At 33.2% G+C, this 17956-nt stretch carries 18 protein-coding genes; 3 read left to right on the forward strand and 15 right to left on the reverse strand.

Annotated elements, in window-relative coordinates; translation table 11 throughout:
* Positions 1-6: 6 nt before the first annotated feature.
* Entirely contained in the window at positions 7-618 is a 612-nt protein-coding gene (locus tag FD688_RS01775; RefSeq protein ID WP_138741572.1) for a LemA family protein, read from the reverse strand.
* A 16-nt stretch (positions 619-634) separates the two neighbouring features.
* Complete coding sequence (locus tag FD688_RS01780) at positions 635-1483, reverse strand: TPM domain-containing protein (RefSeq protein ID WP_138741573.1); 849 nt, start codon at positions 1481-1483, stop codon at positions 635-637.
* A gap of 124 nt (positions 1484-1607) precedes the next feature.
* Between FD688_RS01780 and FD688_RS01785 the strand changes: the two genes are divergently transcribed.
* Positions 1608-2780, forward strand: a complete 1173-nt coding sequence (locus tag FD688_RS01785) for a hypothetical protein (RefSeq protein ID WP_138741574.1) — start codon at positions 1608-1610, stop codon at positions 2778-2780.
* Between the two features lie 41 nt (positions 2781-2821).
* Here FD688_RS01785 and pnuC read toward each other — a convergent pair whose 3' ends face one another.
* Positions 2822-3574 (reverse strand): nicotinamide riboside transporter PnuC, encoded by a 753-nt coding sequence (gene pnuC, locus FD688_RS01790; RefSeq protein ID WP_138741575.1) that lies wholly within the window; start codon positions 3572-3574, stop codon positions 2822-2824.
* 200 nt (positions 3575-3774) lie between these two features.
* On the reverse strand, positions 3775-4128 hold the full coding sequence (locus FD688_RS01795) for a hypothetical protein (protein WP_138741576.1): 354 nt from the start codon (positions 4126-4128) through the stop codon (positions 3775-3777).
* A gap of 120 nt (positions 4129-4248) precedes the next feature.
* Between FD688_RS01795 and FD688_RS01800 the strand changes: the two genes are divergently transcribed.
* The gene (locus FD688_RS01800) at positions 4249-5619 is read left to right on the forward strand and encodes a class II fumarate hydratase (protein WP_138741577.1); all 1371 of its coding nucleotides are present in this window, start codon (positions 4249-4251) and stop codon (positions 5617-5619) included.
* Positions 5620-5664: 45 nt separating this feature from the next.
* On the opposite strand, the gene FD688_RS01805 is transcribed toward FD688_RS01800, so the two are convergent.
* The 9 genes from FD688_RS01805 to FD688_RS01845 form a co-directional block, all read right to left on the reverse strand.
* A complete protein-coding gene (locus FD688_RS01805) occupies positions 5665-6369 on the reverse strand; it encodes a CPBP family intramembrane glutamic endopeptidase (RefSeq protein ID WP_138741578.1) in 705 nt (234 codons plus the stop codon).
* 91 nt (positions 6370-6460) lie between these two features.
* Positions 6461-6961, reverse strand: coding sequence for a CPBP family intramembrane glutamic endopeptidase (locus tag FD688_RS07350; RefSeq protein ID WP_190242872.1), 501 nt, complete (start codon positions 6959-6961; stop codon positions 6461-6463).
* Positions 6962-7342: 381 nt separating this feature from the next.
* Positions 7343-7756: a DUF3021 family protein gene (locus FD688_RS01815; RefSeq protein WP_138741580.1), complete on the reverse strand. Its 414-nt coding sequence runs from the start codon at positions 7754-7756 to the stop codon at positions 7343-7345.
* Positions 7757-7762: 6 nt separating this feature from the next.
* Positions 7763-8218 carry a LytTR family DNA-binding domain-containing protein gene (locus tag FD688_RS01820; RefSeq protein WP_138741581.1) on the reverse strand — a complete coding sequence of 152 codons (456 nt, stop codon included), beginning with the start codon at positions 8216-8218 and terminating at the stop codon, positions 7763-7765.
* Positions 8219-8247: 29 nt separating this feature from the next.
* Positions 8248-9036 (reverse strand): ABC transporter permease, encoded by a 789-nt coding sequence (locus FD688_RS01825; protein WP_412174669.1) that lies wholly within the window; start codon positions 9034-9036, stop codon positions 8248-8250.
* Between the two features lie 74 nt (positions 9037-9110).
* Positions 9111-9992, reverse strand: coding sequence for an ATP-binding cassette domain-containing protein (locus FD688_RS01830; protein ID WP_138741583.1), 882 nt, complete (start codon positions 9990-9992; stop codon positions 9111-9113).
* A gap of 150 nt (positions 9993-10142) precedes the next feature.
* A complete protein-coding gene (locus FD688_RS01835) occupies positions 10143-11735 on the reverse strand; it encodes a hypothetical protein (protein WP_138741584.1) in 1593 nt (530 codons plus the stop codon).
* A gap of 207 nt (positions 11736-11942) precedes the next feature.
* Positions 11943-13559, reverse strand: coding sequence for a peptide ABC transporter substrate-binding protein (locus FD688_RS01840; RefSeq protein WP_190242873.1), 1617 nt, complete (start codon positions 13557-13559; stop codon positions 11943-11945).
* Positions 13560-13992: 433 nt separating this feature from the next.
* Entirely contained in the window at positions 13993-15615 is a 1623-nt protein-coding gene (locus FD688_RS01845) for a peptide ABC transporter substrate-binding protein (protein ID WP_138741586.1), read from the reverse strand.
* Between the two features lie 186 nt (positions 15616-15801).
* On the opposite strand from FD688_RS01845, the gene FD688_RS01850 reads away from it, so the two are divergent.
* Positions 15802-16530, forward strand: a complete 729-nt coding sequence (locus FD688_RS01850; protein WP_190242874.1) for a gamma-glutamyl-gamma-aminobutyrate hydrolase family protein — start codon at positions 15802-15804, stop codon at positions 16528-16530.
* A gap of 38 nt (positions 16531-16568) precedes the next feature.
* Here FD688_RS01850 and FD688_RS01855 read toward each other — a convergent pair whose 3' ends face one another.
* Positions 16569-17273: a class I SAM-dependent methyltransferase gene (locus tag FD688_RS01855; RefSeq protein ID WP_138741588.1), complete on the reverse strand. Its 705-nt coding sequence runs from the start codon at positions 17271-17273 to the stop codon at positions 16569-16571.
* A 99-nt stretch (positions 17274-17372) separates the two neighbouring features.
* Positions 17373-17948, reverse strand: coding sequence for a TetR/AcrR family transcriptional regulator (locus FD688_RS01860; protein WP_190242875.1), 576 nt, complete (start codon positions 17946-17948; stop codon positions 17373-17375).
* Between the last annotated feature and the right edge of the window lie 8 nt (positions 17949-17956).

Consider the following 17956-nt stretch of genomic DNA (forward strand, 5'->3'; position numbering starts at 1 on the left):
TATATATTAAAAATTAACAGAAGGTGCATTTTGTGCATTTGAATCAGCTGTGAAGTAGTTAACCTTCTTGTGTCCAGTCATACCAGCAACGATTGATTCTGGGAATTTAACAATCTTATCGTTGTAAGATCTAGCTGCTTGGTTATATCTATTTCTTTCAACACTGATACGATTTTCACTACCTTCTAGTTGAGCCATCAATGTTTGCATGTTTGAGTTAGATGCAAGATTTGGGTATGCTTCTTTAATTGAACCCACCAAGATGTTTAACGAACGTTCTTGAGTGTTTAAGGCATTTACCTTATCGGAAGTTGAATTAGCATTATTATACTGATCTTTAGCGTTGTAGTATTGAGTACGAGCTTTAGTAATGTCGCTATATACTGATTTTTCTTGTTTTTGTTGACCTTTAACGGCATTAACCAAGTTAGGAATTAAATCAGCACGACGTTGTAGTACTGTTTGTACTTGTCCTAATTGTTCTTCAACACCTTGTTCGCTAGTAGCCAAGCTATTTGCTGATTTGATGAATCCACCGATTAAAGCGAACAAAACAACAACAATAACAGCTAGTGATATGAACCAGCCTTTTTTATAAAATGGTTTATTTTCAATCATAATTTATCTCCTTAATTTAAATTGAGGAACCTCCGCCCCCAAAGTTTCCACCGCCTCCGGATGAGCTAAATCCACCTGATGAGCCGCCACCAAATGAACCGCCTCTAGAGTTACCTAATCCACCGAGCAATGCTCCTAATAAGAAGGCATCTCCGGAATCATAGCGACCACCGCCACCACCATTTCGGTGGTTATCGTCGTCATCACCATTACTTTTTACAATCCAAATAGCTGTCCCAACGATAACGATAATAACGATTATCAATAAAATGCCAGCCAATGAATTATTATTATTTTTCTCAGCCTCTGCCTTGGCATCGCTTAGAGACTTATTGGCGTAACGTTTATCCAAAATTGATGCAACTTGGTTAAAAGTATTTTGTAGACCTTGATTAATCTCATCATTATTATTGGACTTCAATAATGATTTATTGGCCTGTAAAATCTGATTGGTGGTGGCATCTGGTAAGATATCTTCAACGCCGTATCCGGTGGAGATACGAACGTTATTTTTACCACCGTTTTGGGCAAATAAAATTAATACCCCATTATCCAACCCCTTCTTCCCGAATTTCCATCTGGAGTTGTCTAATAAACTATCTGAATAACCATCAATATCTTGATTACCGGTATTTTTAACAGTCATCAGAACTATTTGAGGTTGAGTTTTAGTTTTTTGATATTCTTTTTCTTTATTAATTACCAATTGTTTTGTCTTATCAGTCAATATACTGGCATAGTCATCAACAACATACTCTTTAGTAGGTGTTGGATTGGTGCTTTCTGCGTGGGTCGTAATTGGCACAAACCACATTAAAGCAACCAATGGCAAGACAATCGAAGCCAGCCATTTTAGTCTTTTCAATCTATCTCCTCACTTCCCCGTTTGATTAGCTTCAATATTACATAAATCCATATTAATAGTAAAGTTTTTTATTTTAGCAAAAATGATTATAATGGATATATAAATTTAAGTCAGGAGTTTTCAAATGGACGCTATCGAATTGGGTAAAGACAAAGCCCAACAATTAAATAAATTCATCGAACTAGCTACACAGTGCGTCGATGATAATAAACGCGACGACGCCATTTCTTTGCTAAGTTCTGCTATATCTCAATATCCAGCAGGCGTTATGACTACTGAAGAAATCGAGGGGAAAATCCCAAGTCGTTCTGAAATTTTAACAAAACTAGGAATTATTTTCACAGAATCCGGAGCAACATTAGACCCTACCGGAGTCCATCTATTTCAACAAGCAATCTTATACGACTGTAAATACGTTGCTGCCAATTATTACTTAGGTAAAATCCTAATGAATAACGAAAACATCGCCGAAGCCAACGAACTAATGGAACGTGCTCTTCGCAATAGTATTGAAGGTGATCGTTTTTATGGGCCAGCTCAAAAGGCAATTGAAGAAATGACAGATTTAACCGATAGTAAAGACCCCATCTTTGCTACTGACTACCTAATCGGTCAATCGATGTCACACGCTATAATTGATAGTCCAATCGGAACATTTAAAAAGATGAGTTTTGATAAGATTGAAAACAAATATGATGCAAATGTACAAATGTTTCCAACTGATGCTACTACCGAAAAGTTAAATAATATTCGAGAATTTAATTCTAATCATGGCTTTGAACAATCTAGTTTTGAAGAATTCTTACCGGCCCACCTACCATTGTTTGAAGAGCATAATCAACTTTCCTTAATGCTAGGTCAAGGATATACATTAGTCGATATGGGGGCTGAAATCTATGATGTTTGTGGTCTAAATATTGAACCCCAATTAACGTTTACATTCTACAAACTGATTAATAATGAAACCAATTGTTACTCATATCTTTTATTAGCAGGTAAGAGCCCATTAGAATTAAAAGACCGTCAATTAAGCAAAGATGAAAACTTTGAATATGACACCCACATTTTTGACGTTTACAAGAACAAAATTTTCTTTGATTCTGATAACATGATTAAATTCACCCTTACATTGGCAAAGGATTACTTCAATGATGATATTACATTAGATAATATCGCCAACAAGTTCATCAACGGTGTAAAAGATGAAACCTTTAACCAACTGCTAGAAATCCATGATGACTTCAGCATCAATGATTCACGTGTAAGAATCATCATCGATACTAATATAAAAGCATAATAAAAAAGCTGCCAAATTAATGGCAGCTTTTTTAGTGATTATTAAGCATTAGATTCCACTTTTTCAGCGTATGCTTGTTCTTCCTTCATTAAACGTTTCTTTTCACGTTCGTTGAACCATGGTGAAACAGTGAAAGCTAAGATATCGTTAGCAACATAAATTGCAGAGTTAACAAACATTGCAAGAGTTGCTGATCCTTCTCTGAAAGTGATAAACCATAGAACTACTTGGGCTAGTCCTGAAGCTAACCACCAGAAGTATTGGTTGTTGTAGCGTAGGAAACAGATAATTCCAGCTGTTAAGCAAACTGCAAAACTAAAGGCGTCATAAAATGGACGTGGTTCATTAGTAAGTGCTTTAATTGCAAAACCAGAAATTAAGTAAACAGCGAGAGTGAAGATAATTGAAATTGCCCAACTCTTAGCAGTGAACTTTCTGATTTTTGAAACCATGTTAACATTCCAGTCAGTACTTAATAGCACTGGAATATCAAGGGTAATAACGTATGCCAATTGTTCCCCGATACTTAAGTAGTTCTTTGCTGAGAAACCAACAATAATAAAACAAATTGCTGATAAAATTCCCAGCACCCCGTTAACTGACTTAGCAGCATTAATTGCGAGAACACATAGTACCCCTAAAGTAGTACCAATGAAAGTTAAAATTGAAAGCCATGTAATTGGTGCGTTCACCAATGTCATAACTTGAGCACCTAAACTAAAGAAGAATAAGTAGTAATTTTGTTGTGGCCAACCCTTTAGTTGGTGGGCCAAAAATTTAAAATAAGCTGACACAATGAAAAACCCCTATCTCTATATTTGGAACCTAAAATATGTATGCATACAATATATAGTGTTCTTTCTTAAAAACAACACTATATATACTACCATGCTCAATATTTTTTGCAAGGGTCTAACAATTAGAGACAGGGGTAAAATCGCCGAAGTTACGGTAATAATTAAATATTAAATTTTTTGTTTTTAACTATTTGCAATTATTTTTCGTCGATTACGACAGAACCAGCTAAAATGCTAACAAACATAAACACAATAATTCCAATCGTAGAATCGTCAAAAAACTTTATTGACAGAAACGCTGAAATTAAAAGTACTAACAGAAATAGAATTGATTCTAACAATTGATTACATGATTTCTTTTCAACGTGGAAAAGAAAATAAATAAGTTTGTTGGACCTGTTAAACAAGACTACCAAGAAATATCCTAATAGTAATAACAATCCAGTTAGCACCCAGTTAAATTTAAGCATTTCCGATACTAGAACTACAATGGATAGTGGCACCCATAAAACCAATAGTTCAGCAATAAGAAATCTAAAGTCAATATGCATAATATATTGCCACTCCTACATAATATGTATATTATATTGTATCATTTGGATAGAGTTTTCGGTAGTAAGAGACGGATAAAATGGCTATAATTATCGTATATTCTAATAAAAGGACTTGATATGATGGATTTTCGCATTGAACACGATTCATTAGGTGAGGTCAAAGTTCCAAAAGACGCTTTATTTGGCCCACAAACACAACGTAGTCTACATAATTTTAATATAGGTCGCACCATGCCAATGGAAGTCATCTATGCACTATTAAAGATTAAAAAGGCCGTCGCTTTTGTTAATCACAAAAACAAAACACTAGATGATGAAAAATATATCGCCATTGATGAAGCAATCAACAAACTAATCGATGGTGACTATAAAGATGCCTTTCCCCTTCACGTTTATCAAACAGGTAGTGGAACTCAAACCAACATGAACGTCAACGAAGTAATTGCCAATCTTGCCAATAAGTTGTATCCAACTGCCAATGTTCATCCAAATGATCACGTTAATCAATCACAAAGTTCCAATGATACTTTCCCTACTGCCATGATGATGGCAGCATATCAAGCAACTAATAATGTCATTAAAACCGTTAAAAATTTAATCGTATCTTTCGATAATAAACAAAACGAATTTGCATCAATTATTAAAATTGGACGTACCCATTTACAAGACGCTACCCCTATCACTGTGGGACAAGAAATCAGTGGATGGAAATCAACACTAGAACATGACGTCATCACGCTAAATACCATTAAGCAGTCACTTCTAGAGTTACCAATTGGTGGAACTGCAGTTGGAACCGGTCTAAACACTAAAATCGGATTCGATCAAGATGTTGTCGATACCATTAATCATAACGAAAACACTGATTATAAGGTAGCAGCAAACAAATTCCATGGATTGGCTAATCATTCAGAAATCACTTCAGTTCATGGTATTTTTAAAACATTAGCATCTGATTTAATCAAAATTGGAAACGATATCCGTTTTCTTTCATCCGGACCACGAGCTGGATACAACGAACTAGCAATTCCTAGCAACGAACCTGGATCATCAATCATGCCTGGTAAGGTTAACCCCACTCAAATCGAAGCACTTACCATGGTGTCAGCAAAGGTCTTTGGCAACGACGCCACTATCACATTCGCTAACAGCCAAGGAAACTTCGAAATGAATGTTTACAAACCAATTATCATCGACAGCTTTCTAGAAAGCACCGAATTACTTAATGAATCAATTCAATCATTCAAAGAAAAGCTAGTTGATGGTTTAACCGTTAACGTCGATCGCATCAATGAACTACTGAACAATTCATTAATGCTGGTAACTGCTCTAAGCCCTCATATTGGATATGAAAAAAGTGCTAAAATTGCTCAGTGGGCCGAACAAAATAACACAACACTAAAACAAGCAGCTAATCATTTTGAAATTAAAGAAGCAGATTTTGAAAAGTGGGTCAACGTTGATGAGATGACTCATCCTCATAAATAGTTTTATATACACAAAAAGCAATGTCTCGTTAAGACATTGCTTTTTTTAGTGATAATAATAATAACCAACAATCGATATCGTCACTGAATTTAAGACCATATGCATGATAATAGTTGACTTAACATTTCTGGTCTGATTATATAACCAAGCCATCCAAAAACCATACTGGGCAAAAAAAACGAACGAATATAGGTTATGGTATCTCATATGAAACAGTCCATAAAAAACTGCTGAAAAAATCTCACCTAGCCATCTCCATTTGTCGGGAAATGCTACGTCTAAAAAATACGCTCTAAAAACAAGTTCTTCTACAATTGGTGATAGAAAAACGAAACCAATAATCAATAATGTAAGCGACCAATTGTTATCATACAAATCTTTAGAAAAATGAATTGCTTCAATACTAAATCGATTTTGGAAAAAAATAGAAAACATGAATATATATGCTTGAGCAGTTAAAAATGCCATTACCGTTGCAAAAGCTGTTAATTGATAGTCTTTTAAAGACAATATCTTAAATAAATTCCCGTTACTATACCTTCTATATGCATAAACCGCAAAGTTAAACATTACGATATAGGCACCAAAAAATTCAACTGTTAACGACCAATTACGGAAGTTTGAAATATTGGAATTAATATATTGGACAGGAATAAACTGAATTGAACTAGCAACCATGCAGATAAGGCACAATCCAATGAATCCACGTTTTAAAAGATGGTCTGATCTCCAAGTATCACTATCACGCACCGTCCATCCTTCTTTCTAGATGTTATCAATAAAAACATTTTTTGTACTTTTATATAACACTCAAGCTGTATTTTATCATTGAACGGTGCTATTAATTCTTAAGTTTTGGTAAAATTTTATTCTCGGATGGCTTATGATTAATGATTGTCAACGCCACAACCGTATATATAAGCACCTGTACAGACAGGCCAATCCATTGAAAGGATTGTACACTTGTATAATTGGTTGTAGGCATCCCATTAAATAGAGTAACTAGAAAATCATAGATAAAATGAAGTGCCATTGGCACAATAATAGTTCCACTCTTGATATACACAGCACCTAGTAACATTCCCAGTGCAGCTGCATTAATCACCTGAAGCGATGTAAATCCAAATGATTGACTAGTAAGGTTAATGTAATGGAATGCACCGAAGATTAACGCAGAAATAATTAATCCAGACGATACTCTTAATGTACTAGTTGATTTTTTAGTCATAAGTCTTAATACAAATGCTAAAATAATTCCTCTAAACATTAGTTCTTCAGGCAATGCAGCAATCGCTCCAATATCTAACGCTAGCCAAAAGTTTTTCTTTGTAATAGATACCATCACAATGGTAAAACAGATGACTAAAAATACTAGCCATCCCACTTTATTTTCACTTGGCTTAAAGAATATCTTCTGCTTAATAATCCAATAATTCAAAAGACAAATAACCAAAATAGATACAATTTTGTAGATATTTAAATATACATAGAAATGATCTACTATATTGAACGACATTAAACTAAAAATAATTTTATAAATATGAGGCATTATAAAATCATCAATTAACAATTCTGAAACAAGGATGACTGGAATTAATATCCATTTCCAATTATCTTTAATCTTTTGGTTTAACATTTCATCACATCCATTAAATTAATTATAGATCAATTTTATCATACAAAGTTATATCAAAATAAAAAGCAGCCGATAATGGCTACTTTTTTATTTATTTTTTTGTTTCTTACGGTTCATGATTTCGTTATTAATTTCTTTTGTTGAACGGTGGAAAATGACCATACTAATGGTACAAGTAATTGCATAGATTAATATAAATTCAATAGTAAACACAGAAAAAACATATGGATTCCAAAAATCCAAATCTGGGGTAATTAAACGATTTAAGGCAATAATAATTATATAAGTTAAAATGCCATGAATAGCTAATTGAAAAACAAAGCCAATCTTTTCACTCTTAAACACAATACTTACCAATCCGATTAATCCACTAGCTAATAGAAATACCATTCTATCATATATTCCATACGATCTACTATATAATCCAGTGACAACATATATTAATGATCCAAACATCATTCCAAAAAAGAAACGCTTAAGCAGATTCCAAAACAAGTTCATAGCTGTTCACATCCTTAGACTCTTCTTCAACCCAGGTAAATACTTCCGACTAGCATGTAACTTTAGGTCGTTAGATAAAAACAAGGTCATATTCCCCGAAAACGCAGTTTCCATATAATTTAAATGATCAATATTTATAATCGCTGACTTACTAATTTGAACAAAGTGATGTTTTTTAAGTTTTTCATACATCTCTTTTAATGTTCCTGTCGTTACAAAGCGTTCCGAAGTGGTGTAGATATTCAGTTCATTTTCAAAAATTTCAATTCCCACGATATCATCAACAGAAATAATTTGAACACGATCGTTAGTATTAATTGGAATATAATTATCATTCTGAATTGATACATTCTGCAACATTGATAGTAGTTCAATAACTTCAGGGGTTAATTCTTTTGCACTAACTAACACATTTATTTCGTCATCATCTAATTGACCATCCTGCTTAAAATCAACTTTCATCTACCTCCCCACCTCCTTTTTACATCATATCATAACTGTTTTGTCTTTTTTGATAATCCAGTAAGTAGTACAAAAACAACAAGGAACATTCCAATAAATAGTCCACATACTAGTATACTTCCCATCGGATTTGCTAATCCATTAATTTTAAGTCCCATTGTGGCTTTAAAATTTTCTAAAACTTGACCATTCACATCATGAAAGCTTTCTTTTAACTGCGATTTCATCAGAATATTTCTTAACATGGATGCATCGTATAAAGCAGGAGTGAACTTTAAAAGTTTGCTAGCACCACTTGAAAGCAATCCAAGCGGCATATAAACACCCGCAAAGAACCCAGCAGAACTTGAAATAATCGCATTTAAAGATGGCAATACAGATTCTTTTTTAACAAACATCAATATAATCATGTTAAAAAGTGTCCATACTACACTTCCAATTATCATGGCTCCAATTAACTGCCCAAATATCGATAAGTCAAAATGAATTTGATCAAGTAACATAAACAAACCAGTTAAAATGATGTAAACGATAATTTGCATCATTAATCCAATTATCGCTGCACTGATGATATAGCTCATGTCAATAATTGATTTACTAGCATTGGACATCATCAAATCATTCATACGTTTACTTTCAATATCATAAATTCTTTGATGAAGTGCATCACCTGTAGTTGTAATTGCAGTAATTGCAATTGTACCACCCATCAACCAATAATCTAATAGTTGTATACCACTATCGATATTGTTCCATTCCCTTTGAATATTTGTCTTTAAGAAAAGGAGATATAAAGCAACCGCGATTAGTGATCCCATAAGCGAAAATAAAATTCTTTTTCTATCGCCAAAATATAATTTGAAATTACGCTTAATTAGACTTAATAGTATCATCACTTAATCTCCCTTCCAGTTAAAGTGATAAAAATATCATCCATTGATCCGTGAATATATTCAAAATCATCAATGTTATTTTGAAATTCTTGAATAATCTTGGTTACTTCTTGATATGAATTAATATTTAAAATAACCTTATTATCATTTAATATTGTTCCGTCATACTTAGATAAGCTATCTATAGTAGCTAAATCATTTGTGTATATCGTTAATTTATTTTGCGCATACATTCCTTTTAAATTATCAACAGTATCAGATGCAACAATTTTGCCCTTTTCCAATACATATACCCAATCAGATTGATTAGCTTCCTCCAAATAATGAGTAGTCAATATGATTGTTAGTCCCATTTTATGCCTAAATTCGTTTAGAACTTCCCAAATCTTATTCCTTGTTTGGATATCCAAACCTGTTGATGGTTCATCTAAAAATAATAGTTTCGGTTTACTTAGCAATGCACGGGCAATGTCAACCCGTCGTCTTTGCCCGCCAGATAAGTCGCCATATTTCTGTTTTTGGATGCTCTTGATTTCTAACTTATCCAATAAATCTTTTTGAAAATTTTCATCATATTTTTTGTAAAGTCTACCAGCTATTTTTAAGTTATCCTCCACAGTTAAAAACTTATCCAAAACACTATTTTGGAATACCACACCAAGTGAATCATTATAACCTTTATCACCTGGTGTAATGCCATTCAAAATAATACTTCCTGCATCTGGTTTTAATAAACCAATCATCATGTTAATAGTTGTCGACTTTCCTGCCCCATTGTGACCTAAAAAGGAAACTAATTGGCCTTCATTAATTTTTAAATCAATGTGATCCACTGCTATTTTATTTTTAAATCGTTTTGTTAATCCATTTACTTCTAACATTTTATAACCTCCTAATCGATATGATAATCTTAAGTCAATTCGACAAATTAATAACAAAATTTCATATAAGTGGTATTTTTTGCTAGCTAAACGGTAATAATCACAATATAAAAACCACAAGCCCATTGGACCTGTGGTTTTTATCGTTTATTATTTATTATTTTTAAATCCATATTTTCTGATCAATGCTGTTATCAAAATAATAATTCCGACAACTGCAAATAAATATGAAAGTAGTTCCTTCTTAGTTCGGTGAACGATAATCTGGACATGATGACGACCAGCTGAAAGATGGGAAACCGTTAATAAAGCATTATGATTAGCTGTTGTTTTAACAACTTTACCATCAACAAGCACTTCATAAGAAATCCCTTTGTAATGTAAGAAAGGCAATGCTAGTTTCTTAATTTTAACCGGTGCTTTAAATGAATACTTACCATCACCTAATAACTTTACTTTTAATCGTTGATTACCGTTATAGGTAGCAATATGTTTGTTGGTATTACCATAATACTTCATCGCAGCACTTGGATAGTAATCACTGACTCCTACACTACTAAAAATTAAATTTTTAAAGTCCTGATTGTTATTCAATCGATATTGTTTACCATTTTTTACAAATTTATGAGTTAATTCGAAACTATTCTGTGTCTCATTAACTACTGACTGCTGAGCATTCAATTGCAATAATACGATTCCAATCGTTGCAACAACAATTGCAGTCCATGTAAATGTTTCTTTTTTGAACATTTTCACAACAATTTCTGCAAATAAATAACAGAAAATCAATTGTGGAATGATATTTAAACGCCATGTGAATTGAAGAGAACTGTTTATCCCAGTCTTAGCCACTAAATCCCATGGGAATAAATTACTACATAAAATTAAAAATCCAATTCCAACAAATAATAATTGTTTCGAATATGTTCCCAGACATCTAAAAAAGATAATCCCAAAAACTAATCCTAATAAATTAATTATATTGAAAAATGGACCTACACTATTTTGAATAATTGATAGGTACCAGACATATGTGTCTGTTCCAGCAACTTTCCAATAAGATGGTGGAAAATTAATGGAATTATTACCAACAATAATTATAAACGGAATCCAGTATAGTGCAGTTAGTAAAACGGTCATCACAACCGCTTTTCCCAAAGCGATTAACTTATCTTTGTTTAGCAATTTCATAATGTTAATGAGTGTCATAACAATTAAGAAAAAGATGGCAATTGCAGTATTTACCACGTGACACATTATGATGGCACTCATTCCGAGACTTAATTCAATCCAGTCGTTTTTTTCTAATAGATTTAAGAAGCCAAAAAGAATTAATGGTAAATAAATGATAGAAGATGAACGCCCGATATCATAACTGATAACGGCATGGAATAAAACTGTGGCTGCCAAAGTGTAACCAGATGCGAAAATAAAACTAATCTTTCTGTTATGGTTGTAGCTATAACTAGCAAAGTAAGCCACAATCAATGCAAAGAAGTTTCTTAACATCAATACGATATAAACCAATGGAATAAATGATTTAATTACCAAAGAAAGTAATGCAATAGGTAAAATCCCTAGTTGTGGATATAATGCCATAACAGCAGATCCAGTTTGGTTATATTGATTTAATGCTACCAGTGGAAACGGACTCTTATTAACTATGGATTCACGTAATTCCCATATGCGTTGCCAATGAAAATGTATATCAGAACCCAATGTAATAAATTTATAGTGCCACATAATCGAGACACTTAATAATGACATAATCATAAAAATCAAGATTATAATCCCATGATTACGACAAAAGTCATGCAGTCTATTTTTTAGATTCATTATAATTAAATACCCCTAACCGTTCTTTAATATCATCTAATTATACCATTATTATAAAAAACTAGAATTTAAAAAATAAAAATGTCACCCATTATCGGATGACATTTTTATTTTTTATTTAACGTAAGTTTCAGAGAAATCCCAGATCGGACCATTTCCGTAAAAACGCACATTATGAATATCGCTCTTAATCAATTCAGCTTGAGCTGGTTGGAATAGCGGAATCAGACCTTGGTCATTTAATAATACCTTTTGTGCATCTACTAAATCATTCCAACGTTTTGTTGGGTTCAAAGCATCATCATTATTGGATTTATCAATCAACTTGTCATATTCAGCGTTACTCCACTTAGCAGTATTCATTGAATTAGTTGAGTATCTAATATTTAGTGGTGAAATTGGATCACTAATTGATGGACTCCAACCTGTAACAGCAACTTGATACTGTCCACTTAAGAATCTTGCGGTTGCTACTGTGTTTGGAAGCAATGTTAGATTAACTTTCAAACCAGGTAGCTTAGAAAATTGGTTTTGAATGAATTCAACAATAGGCTTAGCATCATCGCCATTATTACTATTAATGGAAATGGTTAAGTTCTTTTTACCAATTTCACTTAAACCTTTCTTCCATAGCTTTTTAGCTTGATCCACGTTTCCATCAACTGCATCAGAAACACTTGCATAATCATTAAAGTCCTTACCATTACGTGATGCTAAAGTATCAGGAACAATTCCACGTGCTTTAGTGGACCCATTACCTAAGACATTGTTTAATAGTTCATTTCTATTAATAATCAATGATAGAGCTTTTCTAATGTTAACATTTCTAAACGCAGATTCATTTTTGTCACTTAGTGATAAGTATCTTACACTGTATATTTTTCTCAAATGGAAATCCTTAGAATTCTTGTAGCTGTTATATTGTTGCTTACCAACTAAAGATGTTTGATCTAATTTACCGTTTTGATATTCGTTCAAAGCAGTTTGTGGGTCCTTAATAACCGTGTATTTAATGCTGTCTAATTTTGTCTTATCAGCATTGTAGTATTCCTTATTCTTGGTTAAAGTCCATGAATCGTTGGTACCATTCCAATTAGTAATTTTAAATGCACCATTGTATAGCATTTTGCTACTGGTTGTTCCGTAGCTCTTACCATATTTCTTAACAGTACTTTGTGATTGTGGGTAGAAGATTGGTAATACTAATAAATTCAAGAAGTATGGTTGTGGCTTAGTTAGATTAATTTGTAATTTATACTTACCAATTGCCTTTACTCCTAACTTATCAGGCGATAATTGTGATTTAGAAATCGCTGCGTAGTTTTCAATGTCAGCCATGTAGTAGGCTTCTTGAGATGCAGTTTTTGGATCTGCACTACGTTTGATACCGTATTCGAAATCCTTTGCTGTTAATTCTTTTCCATTACTCCATTTAGTGTGTTTCAAATCAAATGTGTATGTCTTACCATCCTTTGAAACGTGGTAGCTCTTAGCGGTTGCTAGACGAACCTTATTACTACCATCTGGAGATACTAAACCAGAAAAAGCATTATAAACAGCTTGTTGAGTGTTAGTGTCAACAGCTTTTGATGGATCAAGTGACGCAATGGATGCGTTTGTCATCCAGTTCAGGTGTTTTTTATTACTTGATTGACTTTTACCACAAGCGGTTAATACCAAACCAAGTAATGCCGTGGTAACGATGATTGATAATATCCGTGACTTTTTCATATCCATACTCCTTTGTTGAATAAATACTCTTTACATAGATGGCCATCTAAAAAAAGAAAAAGGGTGTCATGATTCTACGCTAAAAAGCCGAACCATGACACCTCGTTATAATCTAATTAAAAAGCGTCTTCTTGATTAGAATATAAGAATAGAGTTCATGCTTCGATATCGACAACAACACATTTGTTCTTCGTTAAACATCTTCATTATGAACCCCTCCTTATGATTTATAAGTATAATACATCCGAACGAAATTTTTGACAACCATAAATGTTCGCCATAATTGGCCAAAAAGTACGAACTATTCTTCTTATTTTATAATAATCATAAAAATTATATATGCAAAAAAACTATTAAACGTTGATAAATCAACGTTTAATATAAACCTAAAGCAAAAATAAAAGTCACCAAAAATTTTGGCGACTTTTATGATTTATTTAATGTAAGCGTGAGAGAAATCCCAAACCGGACCATTTCCTAAGTAATTAACACCATGAATATTAGTTTTCATTAGTTCTGGTTGGGCCTTTTGAATCAATGGAATAATTCCTTGATCGTTTAAGATTACCTTTTGAGCATTTACTAAATCAAAGAAACGTTTATTTTGATTATTAGCATCTTCATTATTTGAACGATCAATGTACATATCATACATTGCGTTGCCCCATTTAGAAGTATTAATTGGACTGGTTGAAACCTTAGTTTGTAGAGGTGAGATTGGATCACTAATTGATGGATCCCATCCTGAAACTGAAAGTTCGTAATCAGATTTTAGTGAACGACCGGAAGCAACGTTATTAGGCAAGATTTCTGCATTTACCTTTAGTCCAGGTAATTTTTCTAATTCGGTTTGCAAGAATTCAGTAACAGAACGACTGGTTTGATCGTTGTTGTTCATAATTGAAATTGATACAGACTTCTTACCAATTTCTTTTAATCCCTTAGCCCATAATTGTTTTGCTTTGGTTAAATCACCAGTAGTAGCATCTTTAACAGTAGCATAATCATTGAAGTCCTTACCGTTCATGTAAGCCAAAGTATCTGGAACCAATCCTCTGGCAGCAAATGAACCATCTCCTAAAACATTTTGAGTTAATTCTTCACGATTAATTGCTAATGATAAAGCTTTTCTTAAGTTCTTGTTTTTTAGAGCAGGAACTTTGTTTTGATTAATAGATAGATATTGAACCATAAACTGCTTGTGGTTCACAAAATCTTTATTATTCTTGTAGGTGCTAACTTGTTGTTTACCTGCTAATAGTGTTTGATCCAACTTACCTGATTGGTATTCATCCAATGCAGTTTGTGGATCCTTAATCACTGAATAGTTGATGGCCTTTAATTTAACGTTAGCATTATCATAGTAGCCTTTATTCTTGGATAATGTCCAAGCATCGTTGCTACATTTCCAGTTTTTAACAGCAAATGGACCATCATATACCATCTTATCCGATGTCGTTCCGTAAGCGGTACCGTATTTTTCAACTAACGTCTTTTGTTGAGGATAAAAGACAGGTAATGCTAAGACATTTATAAAATCAGCTTGTGGTTTGGTTAAAGTAATTTGCAACTTATTGTCGCCCATTGCTTTAACGCCCAATTTATCAGCTGACATTGAACCTGTCTTCACTTTATCGTAATTCATAATGTTAGCCATGTAGTAGGCCATTTGTGAAGCTGTCTTAGGATCTGCGCTACGTTTGATTCCGTATTCAAAATCACCGGCAGTAACCTTCTTACCATTGCTCCACTTTGTGTTTCTTAAGGTGAAAGTGTAAGTCTTTCCACCATTAGTAATCTTGTAATCCTTTGCAATTGCTAGGTCAATTTTATTTCCTTTATCGGGAGTAACTAAACCACGCATTGCGTTGTATAAAACTTGATCACTGGTAACATCAACGGCCTTAGAAGGATCTAAAGTGGTCAATGTTGTATTACTCATCCAATTCAATGAATCTGTTCTAGATGTTGTATCTGATGATTTACCGCAAGCAGCAAGCACCATTGTTGCTGCAATGGCCACTACACCTAGTTTTGCAATTGACTTGAATTTCATAAAAGTTCATCCCCCTGTCTGAAAACTATTTCATCATAATTTCCCACAATATGTTATCAAAAATAGCACATCTAAAAAGTCAATGCAATCAAAAATATCGTGCCCTAATTATTGTAAGTGGCAATTATTACATAAAATGATAGAATAGCTATATTATCACAATATTTTAACAAGGGAATGATTCATATGCGTATTGGAGTTACATCAGATATCATCTTTAGTCAGGATGAACCTTTCCGTCAAAGAGAAGGACATTTTGCTCAAAGGACTTTGATGAACTGTTTGCTAGAAAATAACATCACTCCAGTTATCTTTCCAGTTGGAAAGCCAAGCATGGCTGCTGAATTATTAGAAACTGTCGATGGTGTAATTTTTACCGGTGGTCCAGATGTATTGCCCAAATATTACGGCGAAGAACCAATTGCTCAAATTGGTCGTACATTTGAAACCAGAGATGAGTTCGAATTAGCATTAGTTAAGCATGCAATTAGAATGCATAAGCCCATTCTAGCTATTTGCCGTGGACTACAAATCGTAAATGTTGCAATGGGTGGAACTTTGTACCAAGACATTGGTGCTCAATTCACACCTCAAAACGGATTACCTCAATTACAACATGAACAAAAGGCAATCGGATACTCTCCAGTGCATCACATCAGTATTGATGACGATTCACTATTAGCCAAGACATTTGGCACTCGTGCATTTGTCAATTCATTCCATCATGAAGCTGCTAAGGACGTTGCTGAAGGACTTCACGTAGTAGCTCGTGCCGATGATGGTATGATTGAAGGCTTAGAAAATGATGATAAGTCAATCCAATGTGTGCAATGGCATCCAGAAAATATGTGGGATCAATATGATGAAGAAAATCAACTATTTATTGATTTCTTTAATCGTGTTCACCACTTCTAAACAAATAAAAAAGTCGACCTTAATTAAGGCCGGCTTTTTTATTTGTTAGTCACTTTAATTGCACGTAGGAAGAAGAATCGTTCGAATCTTCTGTGCACGTATTCAACTTTTAATCCCCTGTTTTCATATTCCATAGCATATTTCTTTGTCATACGAGGAGTGTTTACCATAAAGATGATTCCCTTATCAGCAATTACACGAGCAATTTCAAAAGCAATATCTTTATAAACAGACTTCTTAGGTGTGCTTAATTGATTACCATTTGCTGAAATAGCTGTAATAACATCAAATTCGTTATCGTCAAAAGGTAGGTTTTCAATATCTGCAGTGGTGATTTCAATGCGATCTTTAACGTTTTCTAAGTATGCATTTTTTTCAAGGCGTTTGATTGTGTATTGATACTTGTCTTCAACACCATAGACTTTATTTAATTTAGTATCACGAGCTAGCTTAATCAAAGCATAGCCTGTTCCTGTACCTAAATCTAAACCTTTATCCTTACCTTCAAACTTATTTTCTTCGACGAATTGACGCACAAAGTTCTTTTTGAATGTAACACTTCTAAATAGTGCCCAAATTGCGATTAAAATTAAGATTAAAACGTACATGTAAAATCTTTTTTTATGGTCTAAAGCAATTGATCCTAAAAGACTAAGTGCTCCAATAATTGCAGCAGCAATTATATATGGCTCATCAGTCTTATATCTGTACCAATGTTTTACCCAACCGGTAATTTTTTTCATTATTATGTATCCTTTCTAAAAAACACTCTGAATATATAATAACAAATATAATCCAAATTACTTAAAAAATAAATTGATTTTTATAATTAAATCGTAGAATTAAGAATTATTTAAAGCGTTTAAACTAAGATTTAACATCTCAATAAAGCTTGATTCTGCCCTCACCTCAGGACTTTTAAACCAACCAGTTCCGACATTTAAAATATCACCCACCACCATGCTTCTAATTAATCGACTTGCTTTTAAAAGCTTATCTGTTGATACATAACTTTCAAGCATACAATCTAACAGTTCCTTTAGTTCATTAAAGGCATCAGTGACTATTTTATATTGACTAGTTCGATGATGTGAGATAACAAATTGTGCTAAATTAATGTGCTTTACCCCCATTTTTCTAAAAGTTAATGAAAGATAAATCACTCCATCATGACCACTTCTACCAAAAGTCCTCTTCTGAGCAATTTTACAAGCCGATGAGATGACAGTACCGACAATGGCATATTCCAATTCTTTTTGGTTTTTAAAGTAGTTATATAACGATTGAGATGTAATCTTCATTTTTCTAGAAATTTTTGAAAAAGTGAGACTATCACCTTTTTCAATCATAATAATTGCATTTTTAATAATATCTTCTTTTGAAATCGTCGCTGTTCTCACATCAATGCCTCCAAGCATAAAATTTG

Source organism: Apilactobacillus kunkeei, from assembly GCF_005930975.1.
GTDB classification, from domain to species: Bacteria; Bacillota; Bacilli; order Lactobacillales; family Lactobacillaceae; genus Apilactobacillus; species Apilactobacillus kunkeei_E.

Coding starts and splice junctions, on each gene's coding strand:
- FD688_RS01785 (WP_138741574.1), top strand. CDS start 1,608: ATGGACGCTATCGAATTGGGTAAAGACAAAGCCCAACAATTAAATAAA.
- FD688_RS01845 (WP_138741586.1), bottom strand. CDS start 15,615: ATGAAATTCAAGTCAATTGCAAAACTAGGTGTAGTGGCCATTGCAGCA.
- FD688_RS01815 (WP_138741580.1), bottom strand. CDS start 7,756: ATGAACTTGTTTTGGAATCTGCTTAAGCGTTTCTTTTTTGGAATGATG.
- FD688_RS01840 (WP_190242873.1), bottom strand. CDS start 13,559: ATGAAAAAGTCACGGATATTATCAATCATCGTTACCACGGCATTACTT.
- FD688_RS01825 (WP_412174669.1), bottom strand. CDS start 9,036: ATGGGATCACTAATCGCGGTTGCTTTATATCTCCTTTTCTTAAAGACA.
- FD688_RS01860 (WP_190242875.1), bottom strand. CDS start 17,948: ATGCTTGGAGGCATTGATGTGAGAACAGCGACGATTTCAAAAGAAGAT.
- FD688_RS01800 (WP_138741577.1), top strand. CDS start 4,249: ATGATGGATTTTCGCATTGAACACGATTCATTAGGTGAGGTCAAAGTT.
- FD688_RS01795 (WP_138741576.1), bottom strand. CDS start 4,128: ATGCATATTGACTTTAGATTTCTTATTGCTGAACTATTGGTTTTATGG.
- FD688_RS01830 (WP_138741583.1), bottom strand. CDS start 9,992: ATGTTAGAAGTAAATGGATTAACAAAACGATTTAAAAATAAAATAGCA.
- FD688_RS01850 (WP_190242874.1), top strand. CDS start 15,802: ATGCGTATTGGAGTTACATCAGATATCATCTTTAGTCAGGATGAACCT.
- FD688_RS01835 (WP_138741584.1), bottom strand. CDS start 11,735: ATGTGGCACTATAAATTTATTACATTGGGTTCTGATATACATTTTCAT.
- FD688_RS01855 (WP_138741588.1), bottom strand. CDS start 17,273: ATGAAAAAAATTACCGGTTGGGTAAAACATTGGTACAGATATAAGACT.
- FD688_RS01775 (WP_138741572.1), bottom strand. CDS start 618: ATGATTGAAAATAAACCATTTTATAAAAAAGGCTGGTTCATATCACTA.
- FD688_RS07350 (WP_190242872.1), bottom strand. CDS start 6,961: ATGGTATCTATTACAAAGAAAAACTTTTGGCTAGCGTTAGATATTGGA.
- FD688_RS01820 (WP_138741581.1), bottom strand. CDS start 8,218: ATGAAAGTTGATTTTAAGCAGGATGGTCAATTAGATGATGACGAAATA.